This is a genomic window from Nocardia sp. CWNU-33, assembly GCF_046764895.1.
Classification (GTDB): Bacteria; Actinomycetota; Actinomycetes; order Mycobacteriales; family Mycobacteriaceae; genus Nocardia.
The window spans coordinates 39,559-63,237 of record NZ_JBKOQN010000014.1; the positions used below are offsets into that span (position 1 = coordinate 39,559).

At 65.9% G+C, this 23,679-nt stretch carries 24 protein-coding genes and 1 pseudogene; 17 read left to right on the forward strand and 8 right to left on the reverse strand.

The window, feature by feature from the left end; genetic code table 11:
- The first annotated feature begins 398 nt into the window (after positions 1–398).
- The 3 genes from ACLMAL_RS20275 to ACLMAL_RS20285 are packed head-to-tail and all read left to right on the forward strand — an operon-like array spanning position 399 to position 3,031.
- On the forward strand, positions 399–1,262 hold the full coding sequence (locus ACLMAL_RS20275; protein WP_412000511.1) for an ABC transporter substrate-binding protein: 864 nt from the start codon (positions 399–401) through the stop codon (positions 1,260–1,262).
- 3 nt (positions 1,263–1,265) lie between these two features.
- Complete coding sequence (locus ACLMAL_RS20280) at positions 1,266–2,228, forward strand: amino acid ABC transporter permease (protein WP_412000512.1); 963 nt, start codon at positions 1,266–1,268, stop codon at positions 2,226–2,228.
- On the forward strand, positions 2,225–3,031 hold the full coding sequence (locus ACLMAL_RS20285; RefSeq protein WP_412000513.1) for an amino acid ABC transporter ATP-binding protein: 807 nt from the start codon (positions 2,225–2,227) through the stop codon (positions 3,029–3,031). Before ACLMAL_RS20280 ends, ACLMAL_RS20285 begins: the two co-directional genes overlap by 4 nt.
- A gap of 18 nt (positions 3,032–3,049) precedes the next feature.
- On the opposite strand, the gene ACLMAL_RS20290 is transcribed toward ACLMAL_RS20285, so the two are convergent.
- A complete protein-coding gene (locus tag ACLMAL_RS20290; protein ID WP_412000514.1) occupies positions 3,050–3,952 on the reverse strand; it encodes a LysR family transcriptional regulator in 903 nt (300 codons plus the stop codon).
- A gap of 71 nt (positions 3,953–4,023) precedes the next feature.
- On the opposite strand from ACLMAL_RS20290, the gene ACLMAL_RS20295 reads away from it, so the two are divergent.
- From ACLMAL_RS20295 to ACLMAL_RS20315, 5 genes are all read left to right on the forward strand, one after another.
- Positions 4,024–5,397: an FAD-binding oxidoreductase gene (locus ACLMAL_RS20295; protein ID WP_412000515.1), complete on the forward strand. Its 1,374-nt coding sequence runs from the start codon at positions 4,024–4,026 to the stop codon at positions 5,395–5,397.
- A 63-nt stretch (positions 5,398–5,460) separates the two neighbouring features.
- On the forward strand, positions 5,461–6,345 hold the full coding sequence (locus tag ACLMAL_RS20300; protein ID WP_412000516.1) for an SPFH domain-containing protein: 885 nt from the start codon (positions 5,461–5,463) through the stop codon (positions 6,343–6,345).
- A 9-nt stretch (positions 6,346–6,354) separates the two neighbouring features.
- Positions 6,355–6,507, forward strand: a complete 153-nt coding sequence (locus ACLMAL_RS20305) for a toxin-antitoxin system HicB family antitoxin (protein ID WP_378678767.1) — start codon at positions 6,355–6,357, stop codon at positions 6,505–6,507.
- Positions 6,508–6,748: 241 nt separating this feature from the next.
- On the forward strand, positions 6,749–7,090 hold the full coding sequence (locus ACLMAL_RS20310; RefSeq protein WP_412000517.1) for a hypothetical protein: 342 nt from the start codon (positions 6,749–6,751) through the stop codon (positions 7,088–7,090).
- A gap of 94 nt (positions 7,091–7,184) precedes the next feature.
- Positions 7,185–7,388 carry a cold-shock protein gene (locus tag ACLMAL_RS20315; protein WP_366527555.1) on the forward strand — a complete coding sequence of 68 codons (204 nt, stop codon included), beginning with the start codon at positions 7,185–7,187 and terminating at the stop codon, positions 7,386–7,388.
- Between the two features lie 99 nt (positions 7,389–7,487).
- On the opposite strand, the gene ACLMAL_RS20320 is transcribed toward ACLMAL_RS20315, so the two are convergent.
- The gene (locus ACLMAL_RS20320) at positions 7,488–8,342 is read right to left on the reverse strand and encodes a methyltransferase domain-containing protein (protein WP_412000518.1); all 855 of its coding nucleotides are present in this window, start codon (positions 8,340–8,342) and stop codon (positions 7,488–7,490) included.
- Positions 8,343–8,623: 281 nt separating this feature from the next.
- Here ACLMAL_RS20320 and rpsA point away from each other — a divergent pair, with 281 nt between their 5' ends.
- Together rpsA and ACLMAL_RS20330 are read left to right on the forward strand one after the other, a co-directional pair.
- Entirely contained in the window at positions 8,624–10,093 is a 1,470-nt protein-coding gene (gene rpsA / locus ACLMAL_RS20325) for a 30S ribosomal protein S1 (RefSeq protein ID WP_328411654.1), read from the forward strand.
- Between the two features lie 247 nt (positions 10,094–10,340).
- Positions 10,341–11,306 (forward strand): AEC family transporter, encoded by a 966-nt coding sequence (locus tag ACLMAL_RS20330; protein WP_412000519.1) that lies wholly within the window; start codon positions 10,341–10,343, stop codon positions 11,304–11,306.
- Here the strand turns inward: ACLMAL_RS20330 and ACLMAL_RS20335 are convergent.
- On the reverse strand, positions 11,293–11,700 hold the full coding sequence (locus tag ACLMAL_RS20335; protein WP_412000520.1) for a hypothetical protein: 408 nt from the start codon (positions 11,698–11,700) through the stop codon (positions 11,293–11,295). The genes ACLMAL_RS20330 and ACLMAL_RS20335 overlap by 14 nt on opposite strands.
- A gap of 292 nt (positions 11,701–11,992) precedes the next feature.
- Between ACLMAL_RS20335 and ACLMAL_RS20340 the strand changes: the two genes are divergently transcribed.
- Positions 11,993–12,196 (forward strand): cold-shock protein, encoded by a 204-nt coding sequence (locus ACLMAL_RS20340; RefSeq protein ID WP_327114982.1) that lies wholly within the window; start codon positions 11,993–11,995, stop codon positions 12,194–12,196.
- Between the two features lie 66 nt (positions 12,197–12,262).
- Here the strand turns inward: ACLMAL_RS20340 and ACLMAL_RS20345 are convergent, their stop codons facing one another.
- A complete protein-coding gene (locus ACLMAL_RS20345; RefSeq protein ID WP_412000521.1) occupies positions 12,263–12,712 on the reverse strand; it encodes a MerR family transcriptional regulator in 450 nt (149 codons plus the stop codon).
- A 62-nt stretch (positions 12,713–12,774) separates the two neighbouring features.
- Between ACLMAL_RS20345 and ACLMAL_RS20350 the strand changes: the two genes are divergently transcribed.
- The 4 genes from ACLMAL_RS20350 (at position 12,775) to ACLMAL_RS20365 (ending at position 17,500) form a co-directional block, all read left to right on the forward strand.
- The gene (locus tag ACLMAL_RS20350) at positions 12,775–13,719 is read left to right on the forward strand and encodes an FAD-dependent oxidoreductase (RefSeq protein ID WP_412000522.1); all 945 of its coding nucleotides are present in this window, start codon (positions 12,775–12,777) and stop codon (positions 13,717–13,719) included.
- A 3-nt stretch (positions 13,720–13,722) separates the two neighbouring features.
- Positions 13,723–15,180: an MDR family MFS transporter gene (locus ACLMAL_RS20355; RefSeq protein ID WP_412000523.1), complete on the forward strand. Its 1,458-nt coding sequence runs from the start codon at positions 13,723–13,725 to the stop codon at positions 15,178–15,180.
- 252 nt (positions 15,181–15,432) lie between these two features.
- On the forward strand, positions 15,433–16,836 hold the full coding sequence (locus tag ACLMAL_RS20360; RefSeq protein ID WP_412000524.1) for an SPFH domain-containing protein: 1,404 nt from the start codon (positions 15,433–15,435) through the stop codon (positions 16,834–16,836).
- Positions 16,837–16,867: 31 nt separating this feature from the next.
- Entirely contained in the window at positions 16,868–17,500 is a 633-nt protein-coding gene (locus ACLMAL_RS20365) for a TetR/AcrR family transcriptional regulator (RefSeq protein ID WP_406238102.1), read from the forward strand.
- On the opposite strand, the gene ACLMAL_RS20370 is transcribed toward ACLMAL_RS20365, so the two are convergent.
- On the reverse strand, positions 17,487–19,733 hold the full coding sequence (locus ACLMAL_RS20370) for an MMPL family transporter (RefSeq protein WP_412000525.1): 2,247 nt from the start codon (positions 19,731–19,733) through the stop codon (positions 17,487–17,489). The genes ACLMAL_RS20365 and ACLMAL_RS20370 overlap by 14 nt on opposite strands.
- Positions 19,734–19,997: 264 nt before the next feature.
- Here ACLMAL_RS20370 and ACLMAL_RS20375 point away from each other — a divergent pair.
- Positions 19,998–20,402, forward strand: a pseudogene (locus ACLMAL_RS20375) (alkaline phosphatase family protein); the annotation flags it as partial.
- Positions 20,403–20,459: 57 nt separating this feature from the next.
- Here the strand turns inward: ACLMAL_RS20375 and ACLMAL_RS20380 are convergent.
- On the reverse strand, positions 20,460–20,672 hold the full coding sequence (locus ACLMAL_RS20380) for a hypothetical protein (protein WP_228000985.1): 213 nt from the start codon (positions 20,670–20,672) through the stop codon (positions 20,460–20,462).
- A gap of 306 nt (positions 20,673–20,978) precedes the next feature.
- On the opposite strand from ACLMAL_RS20380, the gene coaE reads away from it, so the two are divergent.
- Positions 20,979–22,187, forward strand: coding sequence for a dephospho-CoA kinase (coaE, locus tag ACLMAL_RS20385; RefSeq protein ID WP_412000526.1), 1,209 nt, complete (start codon positions 20,979–20,981; stop codon positions 22,185–22,187).
- A 197-nt stretch (positions 22,188–22,384) separates the two neighbouring features.
- Here coaE and ACLMAL_RS20390 read toward each other — a convergent pair whose 3' ends face one another.
- Together ACLMAL_RS20390 and ACLMAL_RS20395 are read right to left on the reverse strand one after the other, a co-directional pair.
- Entirely contained in the window at positions 22,385–22,909 is a 525-nt protein-coding gene (locus ACLMAL_RS20390; RefSeq protein ID WP_412000527.1) for a DUF402 domain-containing protein, read from the reverse strand.
- A gap of 56 nt (positions 22,910–22,965) precedes the next feature.
- Positions 22,966–23,613, reverse strand: coding sequence for a DUF402 domain-containing protein (locus ACLMAL_RS20395; protein ID WP_412000528.1), 648 nt, complete (start codon positions 23,611–23,613; stop codon positions 22,966–22,968).
- Positions 23,614–23,679 lie beyond the last annotated feature (66 nt).

Here is a 23,679-nt window from a genome sequence, read left to right on the forward strand (position 1 = left end):
CGACACGCGGCATCGCCGGATGTTCCCAGCCGGTTCCGGGCTCTGGTCGCCGCTGAGCGGTAGTCGTTGCGGGTCGGGCCATCGACGCACGGGGGGCCGACAGTGTCGCGAAGCGGACGGTATCGGCGACCGGGGTGTGTCAGAGGACACGGCGGTCGCTGCCCCTCAAAGCTGCTGGTCAGACTGTGAGGGGGTAGGGTGTCTCGGCGGCGTGCCGGCGCCCTGGGCAGTGGTGAGTTCGCAACGACTTCGTGTCGTTCTTTCATTACTGTCCAGCACGAAGCGTCCCGGTCGCTTAGATTGCCAAACGGGTGGTGACACCCGGGTTTAGTGAATCCGAAATGTGGAGGGCTGCTGTGTCTGTTCGATCGGTTTTTGGCAGGCGCGCCCTGCAGGCGATGTGCGTCGTCACTGGCGGCGTGTTGGTGCTATCCAGCTGTAGTAATTCGGAGGACAGCAACCCCGAGGTGGCGAAGGTGGCAGGTGTCGACAAGGTCGACTCGATCGCCGCGCAACTTCCCGACAAGATCAAGCAGTCCGGCAAGCTCGTCGTCGGCGTGAACGTTCCGTATCAGCCCAACGAGTACAAGGACCCGAGCGGCAAAATCGTCGGCTTCGACGTCGACCTGATGGACGCGGTCGCCGCCACGCTCGGCGTGAAGGCCGAGTACCTCGAGTCATCCTTCGAGAAGATCATCCCCTCCATTCAGGCGGGTACCTACGACGTCGGTATGTCTTCGATCACCGACTCGAAGGAACGCGAGCAGAGCGTCGACTTCACCACCTACTTCAAGGCCGGCAGCCAGTGGGCGCAGCAGACCGGTAAGCCGGTCGACCCGGACAACGCCTGCGGTAAGAAGGTCGCGGTCCAGGCCACCACGGTTCAGGACACCGACGAGATCCCGAAGCGCAGTGAGAAGTGCGTCGCCGAGGGCAAGCCCGCCATCGAGAAGAAGTCCTTCGATGAGCAGAGTGCGGCCACGACGGCTCTGGTGCTCGGCCAGGTCGACGCCATGTCGGCGGACTCCCCGGTGACCGCGTACGGCATCAAGAAGAGCGACGGCAAGATCGAGGCCGCCGGTCCGGTCTTCGACTCCGCGCCCTACGGCTGGGCGATCCCGAAGGGTTCGGCGCTCGGCAAGGCACTGCAGGCCGCGGTGCAGCACCTGATCGACAACGGCAAGTACCTCGAGATCACCAAGAACTGGGGCGTACAGGAAGGCGCGATCACCAAGTCGGTCATCAACGGCGCAGAGAGCTGATCGATGACCGCACAGAACACCCCGTCGGCGCCCGGCGAGGACGCCGGGGCCGGTGGGCAGGTCGCTTCGTCCCAGCCCGATCCGATCAAGGCGGTGCCACTGCGCCGTCCGGGTCGATGGATCGCCGCGGCGATCATTCTGATTCTGGTCGGCCTGTTCGTGTACGGCGCCAAGACCAATCCCGCGTACCGGTGGGACACCTACGGAAAGTACTTGTTCGACAGCCGGATCGTCTCCGGCGCGGTGGTCACACTGGAGCTGACCATCCTCGCGATGGCTCTTGCCGTCTCGCTGGGCACGGTGCTCGCCGTGATGCGCCTTTCGCCCAACCCGGTGCTGCGGGCGACGGCATGGGTGTATCTCTGGATCTTCCGTGGCACACCGGTCTTCGTGCAATTGGTCTTCTGGGGCCTGTTCCCGTCCCTGTACAAGCAGATTGCCCTCGGCATCCCGTTCGGGCCGCAGCTGCTGCAGTTGGACGTGCAGGATCTGCAGGCGGCATTTACCTTCGCCGTGATCGGACTCGGCCTCAACGAGGCCGCGTACATGGCCGAAATCGTCCGTGCCGGAATCAATTCCGTCGGCGAGGGGCAGCGTGAGGCGTCCACCGCGCTCGGCATGTCCTGGTCGCAGACGATGCGCAGGACGGTGTTGCCGCAGTCGATGCGGGTGATCATCCCGCCGACCGGCAACGAGCTGATCGGCATGCTCAAGACCACGTCGCTGGTCACCGCGCTACCGCTGACCACCGACCTCTTCGGCAGGGCGCGTGATATCTACGGTGTGAACTTTCAGCCGATTCCGCTGCTGCTGGTCACTGCCACCTGGTATCTCGCGATCACCAGCGTGCTGATGGTCGGCCAGTTCTACCTGGAGCGCTACTACTCGCGTGGTGTCTCGCGGCAGTTGACTGCGAAGCAGTTGCAGGAGTTGGCCGATGCGCAACAGATTGTGAAGGCGAAATGACCGTCGACGTCGACAAGGACTCCGCCGTCGAAACGGCCGACCGGCCGCCGATGATCGTCGCGGACCAGGTGTGCAAGAGCTTCGGTGCGCTACAGGTGCTCAAGGGGATTTCGCTGGAGGTCGCGCGCGGCGAGGTGCTGTGCCTGATCGGCCCATCGGGTTCGGGAAAGTCGACCTTCCTGCGCTGCATCAATCACCTCGAGCGGGTGAACGCGGGACGACTCTATGTGGACGGCGACCTGGTCGGCTACCGCGAGAAGGGCGACAAGCTCTACGAGTTGCATCCGCGCGATGCGGCCAAGCAGCGCCGCGATATCGGCATGGTGTTCCAGCATTTCAATCTGTTCCCGCATCGGACGGCGCTGGAGAACATCATCGAGGCACCGACTCAGGTGAAGAAGGTGCGCAAATCCGTTGCGGTGGCTCGCGCACACGAGCTGCTCGAGCGAGTCGGCATGGCGGACAAGGCAAATGCCTATCCTGCACAACTGTCGGGCGGTCAGCAGCAGCGCGTCGCGATCGCCAGGGCGCTGGCCATGGATCCGAAGCTCATGCTGTTCGACGAGCCGACCTCGGCTTTGGACCCGGAGCTGGTCGGCGAGGTGCTCGGCGTCATGCGCGAGCTGGCGGCATCGGGCATGACGATGGTGGTCGTCACGCACGAAATGGGTTTCGCGCGTGAGGTTGCCGATCAATTGGTGTTCATGGACGCCGGCGTGGTCGTCGAAGCAGGCAGGCCGCGTGAGGTGTTGGCCAACCCGCAAGAAGCCCGCACCAAAGCGTTCCTGTCGCGACTGCTGTAGCGCCGCCCCGCGCACCGGCTACGGAGTCCTGGTGCGCGCCAGACTGATTCGGAGCTGACCGAGCAGGACTTTGACGGCAGGACTGCCGGGCCGGTCGCGCCGCCAGGCCAGTGCGAGCTTGCCGTGCAGCTGCGGCTCGCTGATCGGTAGTACCCGCACCCCGAACGCCGCGGCTTCCTCGGGGTTCAGCGCGGGTACCACCGCGATGCCGAGGCCGCGGGCGGCCAGGCGGAGCAGCAGTGGCGGCGCGGCCGCTTCGAACGCCACATCCGGCTCGAAACCCGCTGTGGCGCAGGCGCGGTCGAAGACGCCGCGAATGCCCGTGCCGCGTGGCAGGCAGATCAGTGAGTGGTCGCGGAGCTCGCCGAGCGGGATGTGTGTCCGGTCCGGTCCGTCGAGCGCGACGGCCGCGACGATCGGAGTGTCGAGCACGACGTCGATACCGAGATCGGCATCGAGTTCCGCTCCGGTCAATCCGACGAGGGCGATGTCCAGCTCGCCGTGCCGCACCGCGGCCAGCATCTGTTCGGAGGTGTTCTCGGTCAGGCTGATACCGACCTGTGGGTGATCGTCGTGGAAGTCCGCCAGTGCCGAGGAGATGTCGAAGTCCTCGGTGGCGGTGCCCGAGATGCAGCCGACGCGCACGTGCCCACGCAATAGGCCGGTGAATTCGTCCACGGTCTGCATTATCTGCTCGGTCGCGGCGAGTGCGGCTCGCGCATGCGGCAGCACTGCCGCACCCACCTCTGTCGTGGTCACTGAACGGCCGCTGCGATCGAGCAGCTGCTGACCCAGCTCGCGTTCGAGCTGGCGGATCTGGGCGCTGAGCCCGGGCTGGGCCAGGTGCAGGCGGGCCGCGGCACGGGTGAAGTTGGCTTCCTCCACGACGCTGACAAAGTAGCGGAGCTGACGCAGTTCCATAATCAATGATTCTAGAAGCAAGCAGAACTATCTGTTGTACTTCTCATTCGAGCGCGGGCATCGTGTGAGTCATGGGAAACGCCGCAGCTCGGATCATCGATATCGACACCTTCGCCGGCCCCGTCTACTACCCCGGCGACGCCGGGTACGAGGACGAGATCGCGGGCTTCCAGACCGCCTACTCGCACCGGCCCGCGCTCATCGTCGGGGCCGTGCACGCTGCGGACGTGCGCAGCGCAGTGGAGTACGCGGCGCGCCAGGGACTTCCGGTGGCCGTTCAGGCCACCGGGCACGGGCTGTCGGTCGCCGCTGATGGTGGCGTGCTGGTCAGCACCCGGCGGATGACCGACATCCGCATCGATCCCGTCGCCGGAACCGCGAGGGTCGCGGCGGGGGTCCGGGCGGGCGCGCTGGTCGAGGCGGCGGCACGGCACGGTCTCGCGCCGCTGAACGGTTCGTCGCCATCGGTCGGCGTTGTCGGCTACACCCTCGGCGGCGGACTCGGCCTGCTGGCAAGGGAATTCGGCTACGCGGCCGATCATGTGCGCGTCATCGAGCTGGTCACTGCCGACGGACGGATGCGCACCCTGGTTCCCGGCGACGAGCTATTCGGTGCGGTGCTCGGCAGCGGCGGCAACTTCGGCGTAGTGACCGCTATGGAAGTGGAGCTGGTTCCGGTGACCACTGTGTACGGCGGTCAGCTGGTATTCGACACGGCGTTGGTCGAGCGGGCGCTCGGTGTGTGGCGGGCGTGGACCGAAACGGTCCCTGAGCAACTGACTTCGACCGTCAGCATGCTGACCTTTCCGAACATTCCGCAGGTCCCCGAGCCGCTGCGCGGCCGCTACGTGGCGTCGTTTCGGATCGCCTTCAACGGACCCGCCGACGAGGGGGAGAAGCTGGTCGCCCCGCTTCGCGCGATCGGCAACCGCTTGCAGGATGACCTGCGCGCGATGCCCTACACCGAGTCGCACACCATTCACAGCGACCCCGACCACCCGCACGCCTATGCGGCGACCAACGCCCTACTCTCCGACCTCACTCCGGAAACCCGGTCGGCGTTGATTGCGGTCACCGGCCCTGGCGCACCGATCCAGGCCGTAGTCGACATTCGCCACCTCGGCGGAGCGCTGCGCAGGCCCGGCCCCGCGGGAATCGCCGTTGACCATCGCGACGCAGGCTACCTCGTCCGCGTCATCACCTTGCCCGAACCGGGCAGTGCCGCAACAGCTCCCGCCGGCCACGCGGCGGTCCGCGCCGCATTGTCACCCTGGACCCTCGGCCACAACCTCAACTTCCTCTACGGTGCGGGCGCCGCCGCCACCGAGGACCAGACCCGCACCGGCTACACCCCCGACACCTACACCCGCCTCGCCACCCTGAAGGCAAACCGCGACCCCCACAACATGTTCCGCTTCAACCGCAACATCACCCCGGCCCACTGAACCGGTTGCCCCCGGCTTCCTCTGCTAGCATTATGATATCACTTTGATACTTCGGAGGATGTTATGAAGTTTCGGGACGCATTCCGCCTGAACGGCTTTTCGGTGCTGTTGGGTTGGCTGGTGCTCACGATCTTGTTCGGTGGGGGTGCCGTGCTCGGCTACGTGATCGCGGGGCGCAACGGCAATGCGCCTGCACTGGTCGCGGCGATTGTCGCGACGGTCATCGTGGTCGTGCTGCTCCTGCTCGCAACCGGTCTGACCGTGGTCAATCCGAACGAGGCGAAGGTGGTGCAGTTCTTCGGCCGCTACATCGGCTCGGTGAGCGAACCCGGGTTCTTCTCGGTGGTGCCGCTCACCGATCGGCGCAGCATCTCGTTGCGGGTGCGTAATTTCGAGACGCAGAAGCTGAAGGTCAACGACGCCGACGGCAACCCGGTCGAGATCGCCGCGGTTGTTGTCTATCGGGTGGTCGACAGCTTCAAGGCCGCTTTCGCTGTCGACGACTACGAGGAGTACGTGGAAACCCAGTCCGAGGCGGCGGTCCGGCATCTGGCGACCACACATCCCTACGACGCGCACGACGCCGATCGCACCAGCCTGCGCGATGGTGCCGAAGTGGCCGGGGAACTGACCGTCGAACTGCGGGAGCGCACCGAAATGGCGGGCATCGAGGTGCTAGAGGCTCGGATCACCCACCTCGCCTACGCCCCCGAGATCGCCCAGGCGATGCTCGTTCGGCAGCAGGCCGCGCAAGTGGTTGCCGCGCGCACCCACATTGTCGAGGGCGCTGTCGGCATGGTCGGTCTTGCGCTGGAGAAGCTGGCCGAACAGGGCACGGTCGAACTCGACGAGGAGCGAAAGGCCACCATGGTGTCGAACCTCTTGGTTGTCCTGTGTGGCGACCGGGCCATCCAGCCCGTGGTCAACACCGGATCGATCTACTCCTGAGCCGCGGCGATGGCTGAACGGAAGAAGCTCTTACTTCGCCTCGACCCGGCAGTGCACGACGCCATCGCCAAATGGGCGGCCGATGATCTGCGCAGCATCAATGCACAGATCGAATACGCCCTGCGGCGAGCGTTGGAACAGGCAGGCCGAAAGCCGAAGTGACCGCGGCGAGTTCCGGCCACGTGGTCCCGTCCCCGGAGCTACCAGCACAAACGCTGGAACCCTCTGGTGGCGGGGCCTTTCGGCGTGCTGTTGCGTTGCGGCGTGTGCCGCAAGGCCACGCCGAGCCTGGACAGGCGACTCGGTGGGGTGGGTGGGCATCGGCAACGGCTCGCCTGTCGTCGGAGGTGCTGCCGCTGCTGCTGTCATGGGTGCTCGGAACTCGCCGCTACGGTGAGCCGCGGTGATCGGCCCGATGGTCCTGCGTTTCGCCAACCGCCTTGCCGATGCCCGCGCCCGAGACGCACTGATCGCCGCCAACCCGGCCTTGCAGGCCAGGGAACTCGCCAAGCGCAACGCAGTCGAAACGCTCGTCGGCGAGCATCTCGCGTGCCGGATGGGCGTCGATGTCGGTGCGGACGTGCGACCGCTGCTCTGGGCCAAGGTCGGCATGTCCTGCTTCTTCGTGGGATACCAGATCTGGCTGAATTCCGGCGGCGATCTCGGCGCGCATATCGCCGCCGCACGCGCCGCATTGCCGGCGGAATTCGGCCGGTCGGAGCCTGTCATCGCGCCTTCGCGCTGAATTCCTACCGCGGAGACGGCGCCAAATGCTGGGAATCTGCGGGTGGACCAGGCAGTATCAGGACGTTCGGTCATAGATTCCAACGGCGGGAGTGATGATGCAGGGCACTGTCAAATGGTTCAATGCGGACAAGGGATTCGGTTTCATCGCTCCGGATGACGGAGGGCCGGACGTCTTCGTCCATTTCAGCGCGATCGCCGACACGGGCTTCCGCAGCCTGAACGACGACCAGCGGGTCGAGTTCGACATCACCCAGGGCCAGAAGGGCCCGCAGGCGGAAAACGTGCGGCCGATCTGACGTTCTTGAAGCCTGTGCGTCGCCGGTGGGTCTGGAATCCTCGACGGCGCACAGGTTTTCGGGTGGTCAACCGGGCGTGATCGGCTCAGCGCGGTGGCGCTATCGGGCTGCCGGCTTACTTGTGACGAAAATGGCTGTGCCAGGGAATAATTCGCCGCGCAACGGGCTCCATTGGCCCCATTCGCGGTCCAGCCACTCCGGCCAGTCGGGTTCGATGATGTCTTCGAGGATCAGGCCCGCGGCGACGATCTCGCGGACCCGGTCGCCGATGGTGCGATGGTGCTCGACGTAGGTGGCCTCGCCCTCGCCGTCGACCTCTACATAGGGGGTGCGGTCGAAATAGGGGATCGAGGCGGTCAGACCGGCCTCGCCGGGATCGTCCGGGAAGATCCAGCGCATCGGGTGGTTCACCGAGAACACCCAGCGCCCGCCGGGGCGCAACACCCGGGCGACCTCGCGCATCACCTGCGCCGAGTCGGCGACGAACGGGATGGCGCCGAAGGCTGAGCAGGCCAGGTCGAAGGTGGCGTCGGCGAAAGGCAACGATTCGGCGCCGGCCTGCACGAGGGGAACCAGGGGTCCGCCGCGGGCCATGGCGGCAAGGCCGCGCTCGAGCATGCCCATCGATAAGTCCAGGCCGACCGCGTGCGCGCCCTGTCCGGCGAGCCAGCGTGCGCACGGCGCGGAACCGCAGCCGATCTCCAGGATCCGCTTGCCGGCAACCTCGCCGAGGAAATGCATGTCGCCCTCGTGCAAGCCCTCGGGACACCAGACGAACTCGCCGTCGGGGGAATCCACGCCGAGGAAATCGGCGTGGGTCTCGTGATACTGGGTGGCATCGGCATCCCACCAGCGTCTGCTGGCCTGCTGGCTGGCTTCCGAGCCGATCCGGGTGCGCGCGGTCCCGGCCGTTCCGAGCAGTGTGTTTGCTTGCGCATGGCGATCTTCCGACACGCGGTTAGCGTAGTCCGGCGTGGCGTCGAGACCGGTTTGCCCGGCCGGACCAAGGTCGCGTACGCTGAACGCGCGAGTGCCTTCTGTACTGCCGTACCGATGTCCTCAGAAGGGGCTGAAGTAACAGGTGAGGTAACAGAGCACCCGCGCTGAGTTTCACAAGCTTTGCCGTGCGGTACGTTCATTATGTCCGTCACGTCGCGTCATCGCGGTGAGTTCGCAGCGTACCGAAAGTTCCAATGTCCGCAACCGACCACAATCCGTCCGGAGCAAACCGACACATGCCCACCACCGTCACCTCGCCGCAGGTAGCCGTCAACGACATCGGCTCCGCCGAGGATTTCCTCGCCGCCATCGACGCCACGATCAAGTACTTCAACGACGGCGACATCGTCGAAGGAACCATCGTCAAGGTCGACCGCGACGAGGTCCTGCTCGACATCGGTTACAAGACCGAAGGCGTCATCCCTTCCCGCGAGCTCTCCATCAAGCACGATGTCGACCCGAACGAGGTCGTTTCCGTGGGCGATGAGGTCGAGGCTCTCGTTCTCACCAAGGAGGACAAGGAAGGCCGCCTGATCCTGTCGAAGAAGCGGGCTCAGTACGAGCGCGCTTGGGGCACCATCGAGGAGCTCAAGGAGAAGGACGAGGCCGTCAAGGGCACCGTCATCGAGGTCGTCAAGGGCGGCCTGATCCTCGACATCGGTCTCCGTGGCTTCCTGCCCGCCTCGCTCGTCGAGATGCGTCGCGTCCGCGACCTCCAGCCGTACGTCGGCAAGGAGATCGAGGCCAAGATCATCGAGCTGGACAAGAACCGCAACAACGTGGTCCTTTCCCGCCGCGCGTGGCTCGAGCAGACCCAGTCCGAGGTCCGCAGCGAGTTCCTGCACCAGCTGCAGAAGGGCCAGGTCCGCAAGGGTGTGGTCTCCTCGATCGTCAACTTCGGTGCCTTCGTGGACCTGGGCGGCGTCGACGGCCTGGTGCACGTCTCCGAGCTGTCCTGGAAGCACATCGACCACCCCTCCGAGGTTGTCGAGGTCGGCAACGAGGTCACCGTCGAGGTGCTCGACGTCGACCTGGACCGCGAGCGGGTTTCGCTGTCGCTCAAGGCGACTCAGGAAGACCCGTGGCGTCAGTTCGCCCGCACCCACGCGATCGGCCAGATCGTCCCGGGTAAGGTCACCAAGCTGGTTCCGTTCGGTGCGTTCGTGCGCGTCGAAGAGGGCATCGAGGGCCTGGTGCACATCTCCGAGCTCGCCGAGCGCCACGTGGAGGTCCCGGACCAGGTTGTCGCCGTCGGCGACGACGCGATGGTCAAGGTCATCGACATCGACCTGGAGCGTCGCCGGATCTCGCTGAGCCTCAAGCAGGCCAACGAGGACTACCACGCCGAGTTCGACCCGTCGAAGTACGGCATGGCCGACAGCTACGACGAGCAGGGCAACTACATCTTCCCCGAGGGCTTCGACTCCGAGACCAACGACTGGATCGAAGGCTTCGACAAGCAGCGTGAAGAGTGGGAAGGCCGTTACGCCGAGGCCGAGCGTCGCCACAAGATGCACACCGCGCAGATGGAGAAGATGGCGGCCGACGCCGCGGCCGAGGCCGCGAACGGTGGCGGCTCGTCGAACTACTCCTCCGAGAGCGGTTCGCAGGCGTCCTCCTCCAGCTCGCCCGAGTCGGCCGGTGGTTCGCTGGCCAGCGACGCGCAGCTGGCGGCTCTGCGGGAGAAGCTCTCCGGCAACGCCTGATAGGCACGTTACGAGGAAGGCCCCGATCCGCTCGCGGACCGGGGCCTTCCCGTTTGTGCGCCGTGGGGTAGAAACAAGCTTCCACGTCAGTGTGCGCGAAGGTTCCTCTGGCCGGCTCGCAGCCTGCGCAGGCTGTCTCTAGGCTCTTCCTGGTGACCGGTCAGCATCTCGATCCGACAGCGTCGGGTACTGCAAGGCCGTTCCCGGTGGCCACACCACCGCAGGAGGCCACGACAACGGGGGACGATTGAGCGGCCTTGCCGGCACCGCGGCGAAACTAGCGCCGGTCGTTGTGGTGTTCGGCGGTGGCGTGGTATTCGCGCGGCGCAAGATCATCGGAGCGGAGAGCTCGAAGGCCTTCTCCGACTTCGCTTTTCTCTTCGCAATTCCGTGCTACTTGTTCGGTTCGCTGTATGCGAGCGATCTGGGGCAGGTGTTCGACCCGGTGGCGATCGCCGCGTACCTGGCAACGGTGCTTGTCGGGATGGTGGTCGTGGGCTTCGCCGCGCGCCGGGTGATCGGCGCCGATGTTCGGGGCACTGCGTTGCGGATCATGGCGGGGGTACAGGTCAACACGACCTACTTCGCCATACCGGTCTTCGTGCTCCTGTTCGATGATGCCGCGCCGGTCTTTCCGACGATCCTGCTCCAGGTCTGTGTACTGACAGTGGTCGTCATCGCCATCATGGAATACGGTGCGGCGCAGGACGACCAGGACCGTCCGACGCGCGCTGCCGTGATACGTGGCATTTCTGCGGCGCTGGGTACGCCGATTGTTATCGCCTGTTACCTCGGCGTCGCCGCCAATGTGGCAGATGTTCCGGTGCCGGAGTGGGTCGGTGATGCGCTGGCTTTCAGCGGCAACGCGGCCGCGCCGGTGGCTTTGTTCGCACTCGGTCTGCACCTGGGCGGGACAGGTTTGCGACTGCGCGGAGCCGCTCGCGACGAATACGCGCTGATCGCCTGCAAATGTGTTGCGCTCCCACTGCTGGCGTTCGTCGTGGCCGAGTACGTGTTCGGCATCACCGGCCGATGGCTGACCTACCTGGTGGTGATCGCCGCTATGCCCGCGCCACAGAACTTGTTCATCTTCGCGCAGCGTTATGACACCGACGTCGATCTCGCGGCAGCGATCGTCGCGAAGACCTCCGTCATCGCGCTGGTCCTGCTGCCGCTGTGGCTCCTGATCACCCAGGGCTTTACTGCAGCGTGAGCACCTTCGCCTGCCCGGATATCACGACGTCGTTCTGATCGACCAAGGCCGCGCGTATCTGCACAACCGCACCCGACGCCAACGGCGCCTCCCCGGCGGCTCCTGCCAAGGAGACGGTGGCGACGTGTTGGCTGCCGTCACAGGCGACGTCGTTCTGGGTGCCGAGGGCCGCAGGGCGCTCTGCGGTGGGTTCGCCCGCCATCACCTTGATACTTGTCACCCCGGCGTCGGCGCCGCAGTTGTATTCGACGCCGACGCTGCTCGGTGCTGCAACGGTGATGTCGACGGTATTGGCGGCGAGCGCAGGGGCAGCGGTCAGCACCAAGGCGGCGCCCATCGATGCGAAGACGGTCGCGGTCCGGACAGTGCGGTGATGATTCCGAGTGGTCATCATGGATTCGTTCCTCCTGTGTGGCGTAGACGGATCGCTGAACACAACGGGAAGAGAACGCGGCCCTCACTGCACCACGTGCATCTATGGTCCAACTCCGAGGTCGACCCGCGTGGCGGAATCGCTTGATCGGCGCATCGCGGAGGCCGCCGCGCCGCGGCCGTACCCGGTGCCGAGGGTTGGTTGGCTCACACTCTTCGTCATTTGCCCCGGATCCATGGCATGGTTGTTCAGTGAGATCAGGCTTATCGACGTGATCCGCTTGGCTCATCTACAGAAAAGAATGAAGTAAGCAATGACTCAAGGCAGTGTGAAGTGGTTCAACAGCGAAAAGGGCTTCGGCTTTATCGCGCAAGACGGTGGCGGCCCTGACGTCTTCGTTCATTACTCCGCCGTGTCCGGCTCGGGATTCAAGTCCCTTGAAGAAGGACAGCGCGTGGAGTTCGAGGTCGGCCAAGGACAGAAGGGCCCGCAGGCCCAGGACGTCCGCGCTATCTGATCGACGCAGCTTGGTAAAGCCCCGCACCCTCTGGGTGCGGGGTTTTTGCGTATTTCGGGGTAGCCGCTACCCGAGTGGGGTGTGGTTACCCTCGGCCACCGCCGCGACCAGCTGTCGAAATGTCGGGCATTGCGTGAAGTCCTCTGCTTTGCACGCCATCGCGTGCTCGATCATCCGCTGCGAGGCCTGCGCTTCGGCGATCCGGACGCCGAGCTCCTCGTATTGTCTGGCCAGCACGGTTCGGCGCGCGGCACGGTCCGGTGCGTCGAGCATTTCGCGCAACTGCTCCAGGCTCAGCCCGGCCGCCTTGCCTCGCACGATCATCGCGACCCGGACTACGTGATCCTGGACGTAGCGTCGTCGGCCGCTCACCCGCCCGGCCGGTTGCAGTAAGCCCATCGACTCCCAGTGCCGCAGCACGTGTGTGGCCAGGCCGAAGCGTGCCGCCAGCGCGCCGATCGTGAGCTCGCCGGTGGGATCGGGGGAGTGGACATCGCCGTCGGGGCTTGACTTCATGTTCACATTAACATGCAGAGTGGTCCGTGATGTCAAGGCGATGTCATCACGAGGAGGACCAAATGTTCGAGGTAATCGTCGTCGGCGGCGGGCCGGCGGGACTGTCGGCCGCACTGACCCTGGGCCGCGCCAACCGACGCGTTCTGGTGCTGGACTCCGGCCACGCCCGTAACGCACCCGCCGCTGCCGTCCACAATTTCTTCACCCGTGACGGCGTGCCGCCCGCCGATCTCCGAGCGATCGGCCGCGACCAGCTGATGATGTATCCCACGGTCGAGGTTCGCGACGGTGCGGCCACCGGGGTCGCCCAGGACGATCGTGGTTTCATCGTGCAGCTCGCAGACGGTACGAAAGTCGACACCAAGCGGCTGCTGCTGGCCAGCGGCCTGGTCGACCAGTTGCCCGACATCACCGGTATCGCCGAGCTGTGGGGGCGGGCGGTATTCCACTGCCCCTACTGCCACGGTTTCGAGAGCAGTCAGCGGCCGATCGCCGTGATCGGCGGCGAACCCGACCGCATGCGGCTCGCGCTGCATCTGAGCCGGTTCAGCGCGGATGTCGTCCTGTGCACCAACGGACCCGCCGATTTTCCGCCATCCGCGGCCCAGGCCATGTCGGCGGCCGGTGTCACGGTCCGCCGCGAACGCATCACCGGGTTCGAGGCGGCCGGTGACAAGCTCCATGCGCTGGCGTTCCAGGACGGACCGGCGCTGCCACGCGAAGTCGCCTTCGTCAGCAGCACCTGGACCCAGCGGTCTCCGCTACCCGGTCTGCTCGGTTGCGCCACGTTCCCGGATTGCACCGTGCAGGTCGACGAATTTCACCGGACGAGCGTGCCCGGCGTCTATGCGGCGGGCGATATGGCCCGACGAGCAACGATCCCGGTTCCACTGGCCGCGGTCGTCGCGGCCGCCGCCAGCGGGACCGTCGCCGGCAGTGTGCTCGATCAAGACCTGGTCAGCGTCGACTTCCAGCTGCCGAATCCCTTTACCGCACAGGAGAAGTGAGTCGTGTCCGTCACCACGACCGCGGCTGGACCGGCTGCGCATACCAGTAATATCCCGCTCGCCGCTGCCGGGCTTGCGCTCGGCATGCTGCTCTCGGTTCTCGACCAGACAATCGTCAGCATCGCGCTGCCGGATATCGCGGGTGACCTCGGCGATGTCGGCTCGCTGCGCTGGATCGTGACCTGTTATGTGCTGGCCTCCACGGCGACGGGCGCGCTGTACGGCCGGCTCAGCGATCGATTCGGCAGGCGACCGGTCTTCCTCACCGCCGTGGGCATATTCACCATCGCATCGGCGCTGTGCGGTATGGCAGGCACGCTGACCGAGCTCGTGGTGTTGCGCACCGTGCAGGGGATCGGCGCCGGCGCATTGTTCACGATTCCGACGATCGCTCTTGCCGAGCTGTTCCCTGTCGCCCTGCGCGGCCGGGTACAGGGCGCGGTGGGTGCGATTTTCGCCTTTGCCGCCGTCGGCGGCCCACTGGTCGGCGGGGCGATCACCGACACCGTGGGGTGGCGCTGGATCTTCTACATCAATGTGCCGCTCGGCTTGATCTCGATGGCACTTGTCGGAGCTGCGCTACGGCTGCCGCGCGGCGGCCTCGCCGGCCGGCTGGATGTCGGTGGCTCGGTGCTGCTGGTCGGCTCGGTGGTCGGAGTTCTGCTGATCGGTGAATGGTCCAGCGGTGCGCAACACGCAGGGGTCGGGCTGATTTTCGGCCTCGGTGCCGCGGTGGTCATCATGCTCGGCGCGTTCGTGTGGCGGGAACGCCGCACCGAGGATCCGGTGATCCCGTTGGGGCTGTTCACCAACCGGGTCACCGGCGTCATCCTGCCCGCGACATTGGTACTCGGAGTACTGATGTATTCGTCGATCGTGTATCTGCCGACCTATTTGCGCAGTGCCTTCGACATGAGCGCGACCGAGGCAGGCCTGGCGCTGAATCCGTATGTCGTCGCGTTCATGGTGGCCTCGTTCCTCTCCGGCAGCCTTGCGAGCAAAACGGGAAGATACCGGCCCTTCCTGATCGGCGGCGCGGCGGTGATCGTCTTCGGATTCGTCCTGCTCGGTCGGCTCGATGCGGAGTCGAGCTATCTGGTCGTGGCGCTGGGGCTGATCGTGCTCGGCTGCGGCATCGGCATGATCGTGCAGCTGCTGGTGACAGTTGCGCAGAATGCCGTCGCCGCAACGGAACTCGGTGCGGTCACCGCCGCCGCTTTGGCTCTGCGCGGTCTGGGTATGTCGCTCGGCATCGCAATCTACGGCGGTGTCCTCGGCCACGAACTTGCCGGAAAACCCGCCTCGGCTACGGCTACGGCCGATGCCATTGCGGACACCCTGATCTGGGCTCTCCCGCTGACCATGGTGCTGCTCGTGCTGACACTCGTGATTCCGGATCCTGCGCAGCAGAGCCGGTCGACCGGGGAAGACCGAGCCGACCCGGGCCGGCCGGCGCCGTAGCCGGCACCGCCGTCTTCGCGCGCACGTCGCCTCCCGATTGCCGGCGGGAGGCCTCGGGCGTTCGATCTGTGGCTCATCCCCGTCCATCCATGACAATTGGTTCGATCTCGTGACCGGCCACAGAGCGTGGACCGTTGCTGGCGGCGGCGCGGTAGACCCCGGGGATCGGTTCCAGTGACAGTGCGCGGGATCGATTCGGGGGTAACCGAATTCGGGCTGTCGAGGGTCGCGTTCGGCGGTAGGGTGCCGGGCATGGGGAGCAATTCGGGCCGCAACGACTACCTCGAGCAGGTCGTTGCCCAGCAGGCCGCACTCGAAGGTGACTTGCGCACCCGCAAGCCGATGGCGGCGGAGGCGTTTGCGCCCGCACCGCCGGCCGCGCCCGGTGGACCGGCGCAGCAGGTGCGTCGCGGTGCTATGGCGAAGCGGGCCGATCGAGTTGGGCCCGCTGTGCAGGGCAGTGGGCCGGGGCCGGTGGAGGTCAGGGTCACCGGATTCTGGCGGTGGCGCACGGTTTTGGTGCCGCCCAACGCATTTGTCGTGCACACCCGGCGTGGTCGCAGCGAACCGCTGCACATCGGGCTCGGCGTCTCCTTCCGCTTCAACCCCGCGACCGATGCGTATCTCGTGGTGCCCGGCGCCATGCAGACGATCCTGATCAACGCCTACTGCATTTGCAGCGAACTGCAGGGTGTGCTGGTCCAGGGGTACGTGCAGTGGATCATCGAGGATTTCGCCACCGCCTATCGCAAGCTCGACTTCTCCGACGGCGAGGATCCGATGCGGTTGGTGAACATTCAGCTGCGCGAACAGGCCGAGGCCGCCATCAAGGACAAGGTGTCCACCATGGGGGTGCGGGATGTGCTCAGCGACAAGCAGCCGATCATCGAGGAATTGACGGCGAGGCTCAGAGCGGTGGCCGAGGGATCCGGCGATGCGGCAGGGGACGGCCGCGACCGAGGGCTCGGCCTCGGCATTGTCACCGTACAGATCAAGGAAGCGGTGGTCAGCTCGTCCACGCTCTGGGAGAACTTGCAGAAGCCCTACCGCAGCGAACAGAGCCAGATCGCCCGCCTCGCGGAACTGGCGACCCAGGAAGTGATTTCGGCGCGCGAGACCGAGGCGAGTCGGACCGCCGAGGAGCGGCGTATCGAGAACGAGCGGGAACTGGCCGAACTACGCGCACGCAACGAGGCGGCGCGGTTCGACAGGGAGACCGCCGAACAGTTGCGCCGCACCACCCGTCAGCACGACGACGAGCGCACCGTCGCCGATCTTGCTCAGGAGACCGCATTGCACGCGCTACGGCTGGAACGTGAACAGCACGCCGAACGCACCGAAAACCTGCGCCGGACCCAGGAGTTGCGGCAGCTGGAACGCGACGGCGAGCTGGCCGACGCGGCGGCCCGGACCCGCGCGGCACACGAAGCCGCCCTGCTCGACCTGGAGCGCGACCACATCAGAGTGGACACCGCCAATGAGCGCAGTGCCACTGCGATCCAGGCACAGCTGGTCGAGTCGCTGCCGGAGATCGTCGCCAAGCTGCCCGCCCCCGCCGAACTGAAATCGTTCCAACTCGGCGGCGACTCGGCCGCATTGTCCGGCGTGATCGCCCAGCTGACCGCCGTGGTGGAGGCATTCGCACCGAAGCCGTGATCGAGGTCGGGCCCGGGTATCCTCGCAACTGATGTCCGAGTCCGCCGTGGAGTTTTCCTCGACCCTGTGGGAACGCAGGAAGATCGAGGCGATGAGCCGAATCCAGCAGGTTGCACTGGATCTGTTCGACGAGCATGGGTACCGCAACGTGACCGTCGACCGGGTCGCGACCGCGGCGAGCGTGTCAGCCAGTTCGATCTACCGGTACTTCGGCACCAAGGAGATGCTCGTCCTTTACGACGAGGCGGATCCGCGGATTCTCGAGGTGATCAAAACCGCGGGCGGCGCCGAAACAATCGCGCCCGCCGATCTGATCGCCGTCACCCGGCTGCTGGTGCCGGTGTTGATCGAATCACTGCTCACCGAGGAGTCCGAGCGCCGGATCCGCAGGCGGCTGCAGTATGTGGTGACGATTCCGGAGATCCGGGACGGCCAGACACGGCAGATGCGGGACCTGGCCGACGAATTCCGCATGCTGTTCGCCGAACGCAGCGGCCGCGACCCCGAGGACCTGACGGTGGGGATGGCCGCCGCGACCGGCGTCTGGGGATGTGTCGCGGCCCTGGACCATTGGGCGGCAACCGGTTTCACCCGGCGACTCAAAGACGTGTATACCGAGGCGATCGGTTCGATCGTCGACGCGATCGAGGTCATGTTCCGGTAGTCACCCGGTCCGAGCGTGCGTCGCGGCTGCGGGGCCGGCTGCGGGGCAGCCACCAGTTCCAGCGACCGAACAGTTGCATGAACGCGGGTACCAGCACCAGTCGCACCATGAGGGCGTCGATGGTGATGGCCACGGCCAGGGCGAATCCGATCTGCTTCAGCTCCAGTACATCCGCGGTCACAAAGCTCGCGAACACCGCGACCATGATGGCGGCCGCGGCGGTGATCGGCCGAGCGGTGCGCTGCAATCCTTCCGCGACAGCGGCGGCGTTGTCCTGGTTGCGATCCCAGGCTTCCTTCATGCGTCGGATCAGGAATACCTCGTAGTCCATCGACAGGCCGAACAGCACCGCGAACACCAGCATCGGCAGATACACCTGCAGGAATCCGGTGCTGTGGAATCCGAGCACCGACTCGCCGACACCGCGTTGGAAGACCGCGACGGTGATACCGAGTGCGGCGCCGGTGGCCAGCAGGTTGAGCAGGATCGCCTTGACGGCGAGCACGATACTGCGGAAGGCGACGACGAGGAAGGCCAGCGAAACGGTCAGCACCAGAATGATCACCCATGGAAAACGAGCGGTGATCCGTTGTGACACATCGGCGAACGAGGCAGAGGTGCCGCCGACCCTGATGTCCACCTCGTCGATTGTCGTTGCACGGGAACGGATATCGGCCACCAGCTCGCCGGCATCGGTCGAGTCGAAGGCAACCTCGGGCACCACTACCGCGAGCAGCCTGCCTTCGGCCTGCTGCGGCACTACCCGCGCGATGCGGGGATCTTGCGTCAGCTCCGTGACGAATCCCTCTACATTCGTGCGTGATTCGCCGGTCAGCGGCGCGCCATCGGGTCCGGTGGCAACCACCTCGATGGGCGCGAGCAGACCAGGACCGAAGTTCTGTTTCACCAGCGCGGTGGCTTGCCCGGTCGGACGGTCGGCCAGCGAACCGAGCCCCATGTCCACGCCGTACCGGATGCCGACGATCGGTGCGGCCGCAAGGGTGAGCACCGCGACGCCGACCGCACCGAACAACATCGGCCGCGCCATGACCAGACGTGCCCACCGCGCCCACCCGGTCGAGGCCGTCGCGGATTCGACCTCGGCGGGGCGGAGTCGGGCGGGCAGTGCGCCGCGGTTGATGGCCGGACCCGACACCGCCAGCAGCGCGGGCAGCAGCGTAAAGGCTGCGCTCAGGGTGGCGATGACCGCCGTCACCACACCGATGGCGATCCCGTTCAGTATCGGAAGACCGACAACGGCGAGCGAGCACAGCGAGATCAATACGATCAATCCGGAGGCCAGGATGGTCCGGCCGGTCGTGTCCATGGCCGCGCCGACGGCCTGCACGATGGCCTCGATCGCGCGCCGATCGCGCACACCGCGCCGGGTGAGTTCCTCGTTGAACCGGCTGACGATGAACATCGCGTAGTCGATCGCGGTACCGGTGGCGATCATGGTCGCCACCGAGAGCACCAGCGAATCGAAGCTCAGGAAGGTCGCGAGCCCGGCCAGCGCCCCGATGGCCACTGCGATGCCTGCCGCGGTCACCGCGATGGGCACGGTCGCGGCCACCAGCGCGCCGAGGGCGAGCACCAACACCACGCCGGCCACCGGCAGGCCGATGCCTTCGGCGCGTTGCAGATCGGCGGTTTCGATGTCGGTCAGATCCGCCTGTGCCGGTGCGAATCCGGTGATCATCGCCTCGACGCCCGCGGCGGACTGCCCGGCCAGGGTGGACTGCAGTTCTTTCGCGATCCGGACCCGCTCCGTCATGCCGCCGTCGACGCCGACAAGGCCGAAGGCGGTATGCCGGTCGGAGGAGATCTGGGCGGCGGCGTTGCCCTCGTACGGACCGATCACACCGGTGACGCCATCGGTGGCGCGGACCGCGGTCATCGCCTTGTCGATCACCGCACGGTATTCCGTCGAGTCTGCGGTGCGCTGTGCCGAATGGAAGACGATCAGGTCCTGTTCGATGCCGAACCGCGCGAAGTGTTGTGCGACAAGCCGATCGACGGCCACCGAGTCCGATCCGGGGACCGAGTAGTCGGGCGAGCCGAGGCTTGCATGCAGGGCGGGGTAGGCCGACGCGCAGGCGATCACTAGTAGCAGCCACGCGGTGAGCACGATTCGGCGGTGCCGTGCCACCGTGACTCCCCAGCGTCCAACGATGCCGAGGTGCGGCGTGGGGTCCGGTGGATCCTGCCGTTCGAGCACGGTCAGCTGTGTCATCGCCCCTCCACTTACTATTTCTGAGAGTGACTCTCAGATATTTTCAGCCAGCCTACGAACCGGTCCGGCAAGAAAGCAAGTGACTGTCAGATATTCGTCTCGCGCCACGGTGCGTCGGGCTGTCGGCGACGCGGATTCGATGGCCGATTCTGGTTGAGCTGCGGCCACTTACCCGCCGTCGCGCATAGTCGGACGGCTGACCAACTTCGGGATGTCCGACGTCGGGGTGAGCTGGAAGATCTACAACCGCGATGTCGGCCCGCTGTGAGCTCGTCGCGCGGGATCAACGGCCCGATCGGACTCGGCTATCGCGTTCCGGGACTGGCGATTTCGCCATACGGCCGCGGCGGCCTCGTTGCCTCCGAGACCTTCGACCTCGCATCCCAATTGCGGCTGCTGGAAACCGGGTTCGGTGTCGAGGTACCGAACCTGACGCTGTGGCGGCGCGGTATCACCGGAGATATGACATCGACGTTCGATTTCGGATCGATACCGAATGCGGCGAAAACGATCTTGACCGATCCGAAGCCGAAAGTCGCCGCCGCGCCCGCACAATGCGGCCCGAATCCGGCATTGTGCACGGCGACCACGGGCCTTCCGTATCCGGTGCCGCTCGATGAAATGCCGCAGCAGCAGCCGGGTAGCCGACGCAGGCCGAGTGGCATCGTCCGAGCACGCCGAAAGTGGCCCAGTCCGGTTCGGACTGGGCCACTTCGGAAGTCGGGGTCAGCTGGCGGTCGCAGGTACCCAATACGTGGCTGCCGCGGCAGAGCGTTTTCGCATGGCGGCGAAGCTGTGCCGAGCGGGGTTGATCAACGCGGTGAACCATGAGCGGCGGTGCTCGGCGAGCGCGGCCGCAACGGCGGGGATCTGTATGCAGTGCATACCACCCGCCATGCCCAGGCGGTGGCGACCCGTCTGGTTGTTTCTGGTGCCCAATGATGTTCCTTTGCTTGCTGGTACTGGCCTGGATCGCCACGGCGAAGATTAGCCGAACAAAAGGGCGAGTCAGAGTATTTTGCGCACGCAATTGCCTCGGCGTGTCGGAAAGTTGTCGCCCGCGAACGGCAATCGGCCGGAAATGTTGCGAGATGGTCTCGACGGAGTCACGGATCGGGCAAATAGCGGCGCGGGTGGTGGAATGGTCGGTCCGAGTGGGTATTCGGGCTGATTGGGTGCCGGGGGGCCCGCGCCGACGCTCGGGTGGGAGCCCGGCCCGCCCGGTGCGGATGCGAGACTGGTCGAATGTTGCGGATCGGCCTCACCGGAGGCATGGGAGCGGGCAAGTCGACGGTGGCGCGGATACTTGCCGACCGTGGCGCGGTGGTCATCGACTCCGATGTCCTCGCACGGGAGGTGGTCGCGCCGGGTACCGAGGGGCTGGCGGCGCTCGTGTCGGCCTTCGGCGGGGACATCCTCGCCGCGGACGGCAGCTTGGACCGGCCCGCGCTCGCGGCCAAGGCATTCGGCAGTGACGAAGCGCGCGCGACACTGAATTCGATAACGCATCCGCTGGTCGGAAAGCGAACTGCTGAACTTATTTCCGCCGCTGCGCCGGATTCGATTCTTGTCCAGGATATTCCGTTGCTAGTGGAAAACGGTCTCGCGCCGCTGATGAACCTTGTTCTTATTGTGGACGTCCCCGAGGAAATTCGAATTCGGCGACTTGTCGAATTCCGCGGTGTTTCCGAGGCCGATGCGCGGGCGCGAATTGCCGCCCAGGCCACCGACGAACAGCGGCGCGCGGTGGCCGACGTGCTGCTCGACAACAGCGGCGCCGCAGACGACATCGTTCCGATCGTGCACCGGCTGTGGGACGAGCGCCTGGTGCCGTTCGAGCGCAACCTGCGCACCGGGACGCCCGCGCGGCGGCCGGATGTGCGTGTCGTCGCACCGAACCCGCAGTGGCCGGTTCAGGCGCAGCGGCTCATTGCGCGGCTGTGGGTGGCCTGTGGTCCGGCCGCATCACAGATCGACCACATCGGCTCGACCGCCGTGCCGGACCTACCCGCCAAGGACGTGATCGACGTGCAGATCACGGTCGCCGATATGGCGACGGCCGATGGGTTGCGCGATGCGCTCGGCGCGGCGGGCTTCCCCGTGAAACCACATGCCACGCACGACAATCCCAAACCGACGAGCGCGGACCCGGCCGGGACGGATATCGGCCGGTGGGCCAAGCGGCTGCATTCCAACGCCGACCCCGGCCGGCTCGCCAATGTCCATGTCCGCGTTGCCGGTTCGCCTGGGCAGCGGTTCGCGCTCGACTTCCGGGACTGGCTGCGGTCGGATGCCGCAGTCCGCGCCGAGTACCTCGAGATGAAACGGGCAGGCGAAGCCAAGGCGACCGGGCTGACCGGCGAGGAGGCGACGCTCGCTTACCTCGAGGTCAAGGAGCCGTGGTTCGACGCCGCGTACGAGCGAGTTCGCGCCTGGCGCGAACGCGACGGGTAAATCGGGCGCGACCCGGCACAGACCTTGGTGAGCTCGACGTCAGCGCTGACGCGTTGCCGACAGCAGGGTCCCCAGCCGTTCCACAGACTGACCCCAGCCTTCGCGCGCTCCGTCCGCTGGACTCAGCGGGTCAGGGGTGCCGTCGGCGGCAGTAAAGGCCAGCGCAGGCCGTTGTCAAGAGGTGCTCGAGAAAGGAGCTACCGCCAGGTGAGCGTGATGCCGAGGGTGGCGAGCCAGCCCTCGAGGGAGTGGCCGTTGGCGGCGATGCCCTCGATCGTTGCGGCGGCGTACTCGATTGCGGCCTGGGTCTCGCCGAAGCCGATCAGTCCTGCGGCATGGGCGGCGAGCAGCTCGTCCACGTCGAGCAGCTCGGTGTCGCGGCCGGTGCGCACCACGATGTCCAGGTAGTGGTCCACCGACTTCCAGGTGTTCGGCCCGACCTGGGTGAACTCACCGAGATCGACGTAGTAGTCCTGATCGCGCTTGTGTTCGGGGTGGTAGTGGAAGACGGTGACGCGGATGGAAAGCTCGGGTAGCAGCCACGACTCGATGTAGTGGAACTGCGGATGGTCGGAAACACGCGCCATGTACAGGCCCCATGGCTCCGCGCGGAACTGCTCGACCGGCCTGACGAAACCCTTCGGATCCGTGTTGGTCTGCGCCGCGAGGTCGAAGTACTCCACCTTCGGGCGATGCACGTCCACTGACGGTGCCTGTGTCATGCACACAGAATCTACCGCCGCCGGGCCTGCGTCGAGTGCTGTAGCGGTGGCGTCCGCTACATCCAGCTCAGCGCGATGCCATGCGAGGCGAGCCAGCGTTCGACATCGTGGTCGTGCGCGGCAAGGCCGTCCATCGCGGTGGTGGCCCGCTCGAAGGCGCGGTGTGCCTGCGTCGTGTCGATCAAACCGGCCGCGTGGGCGGCCAGTAGGTCTTCGACTCCGCGCAGCTCGGACTTGCGCCCACCCTGCACCATGATGTCGAGGTAGTGGTCGATCGCTTTCCAGCGCTTCGGTTCGACCTTCGTGAATTCGCCGATGTCCAGGCAGTAATCCTGCCCTCGGTGATGCGCTGGACTGCGGTGGGTGATCGTCGCGCGGATCGACAGTTCCGGCACCAGCCATGACTCGACGTAGTGGAACTCCGGCCCGCTGACCGTCCTGGCCATATACAGGCCCCACGGCTCGACGTGATAGCGCTCCACCGACCGGACGAAGCCTCGTGCGTCGGTATTGGTCAGATCGGCGAGATTGAAATACTCGACCTTCGGTTTGGCGGGAGCGGTCGCGGCGAGCGGTCGCGGTGGTGCTGTCGCGAGTCTGGCGGTCAGTTGACCTGGTGCGACCCCGCGCATGTCCCTGGCGACGTATCCGGCTATCCCGGTCATTGCAGGCACTGCGGCGAGCAATGGAATCAGAGCGCTCATGGAGTCTTCCTTCACCCTGTACCGATAACACCCTGTATCGATAACCAAATCAGGCTACACCCGTCG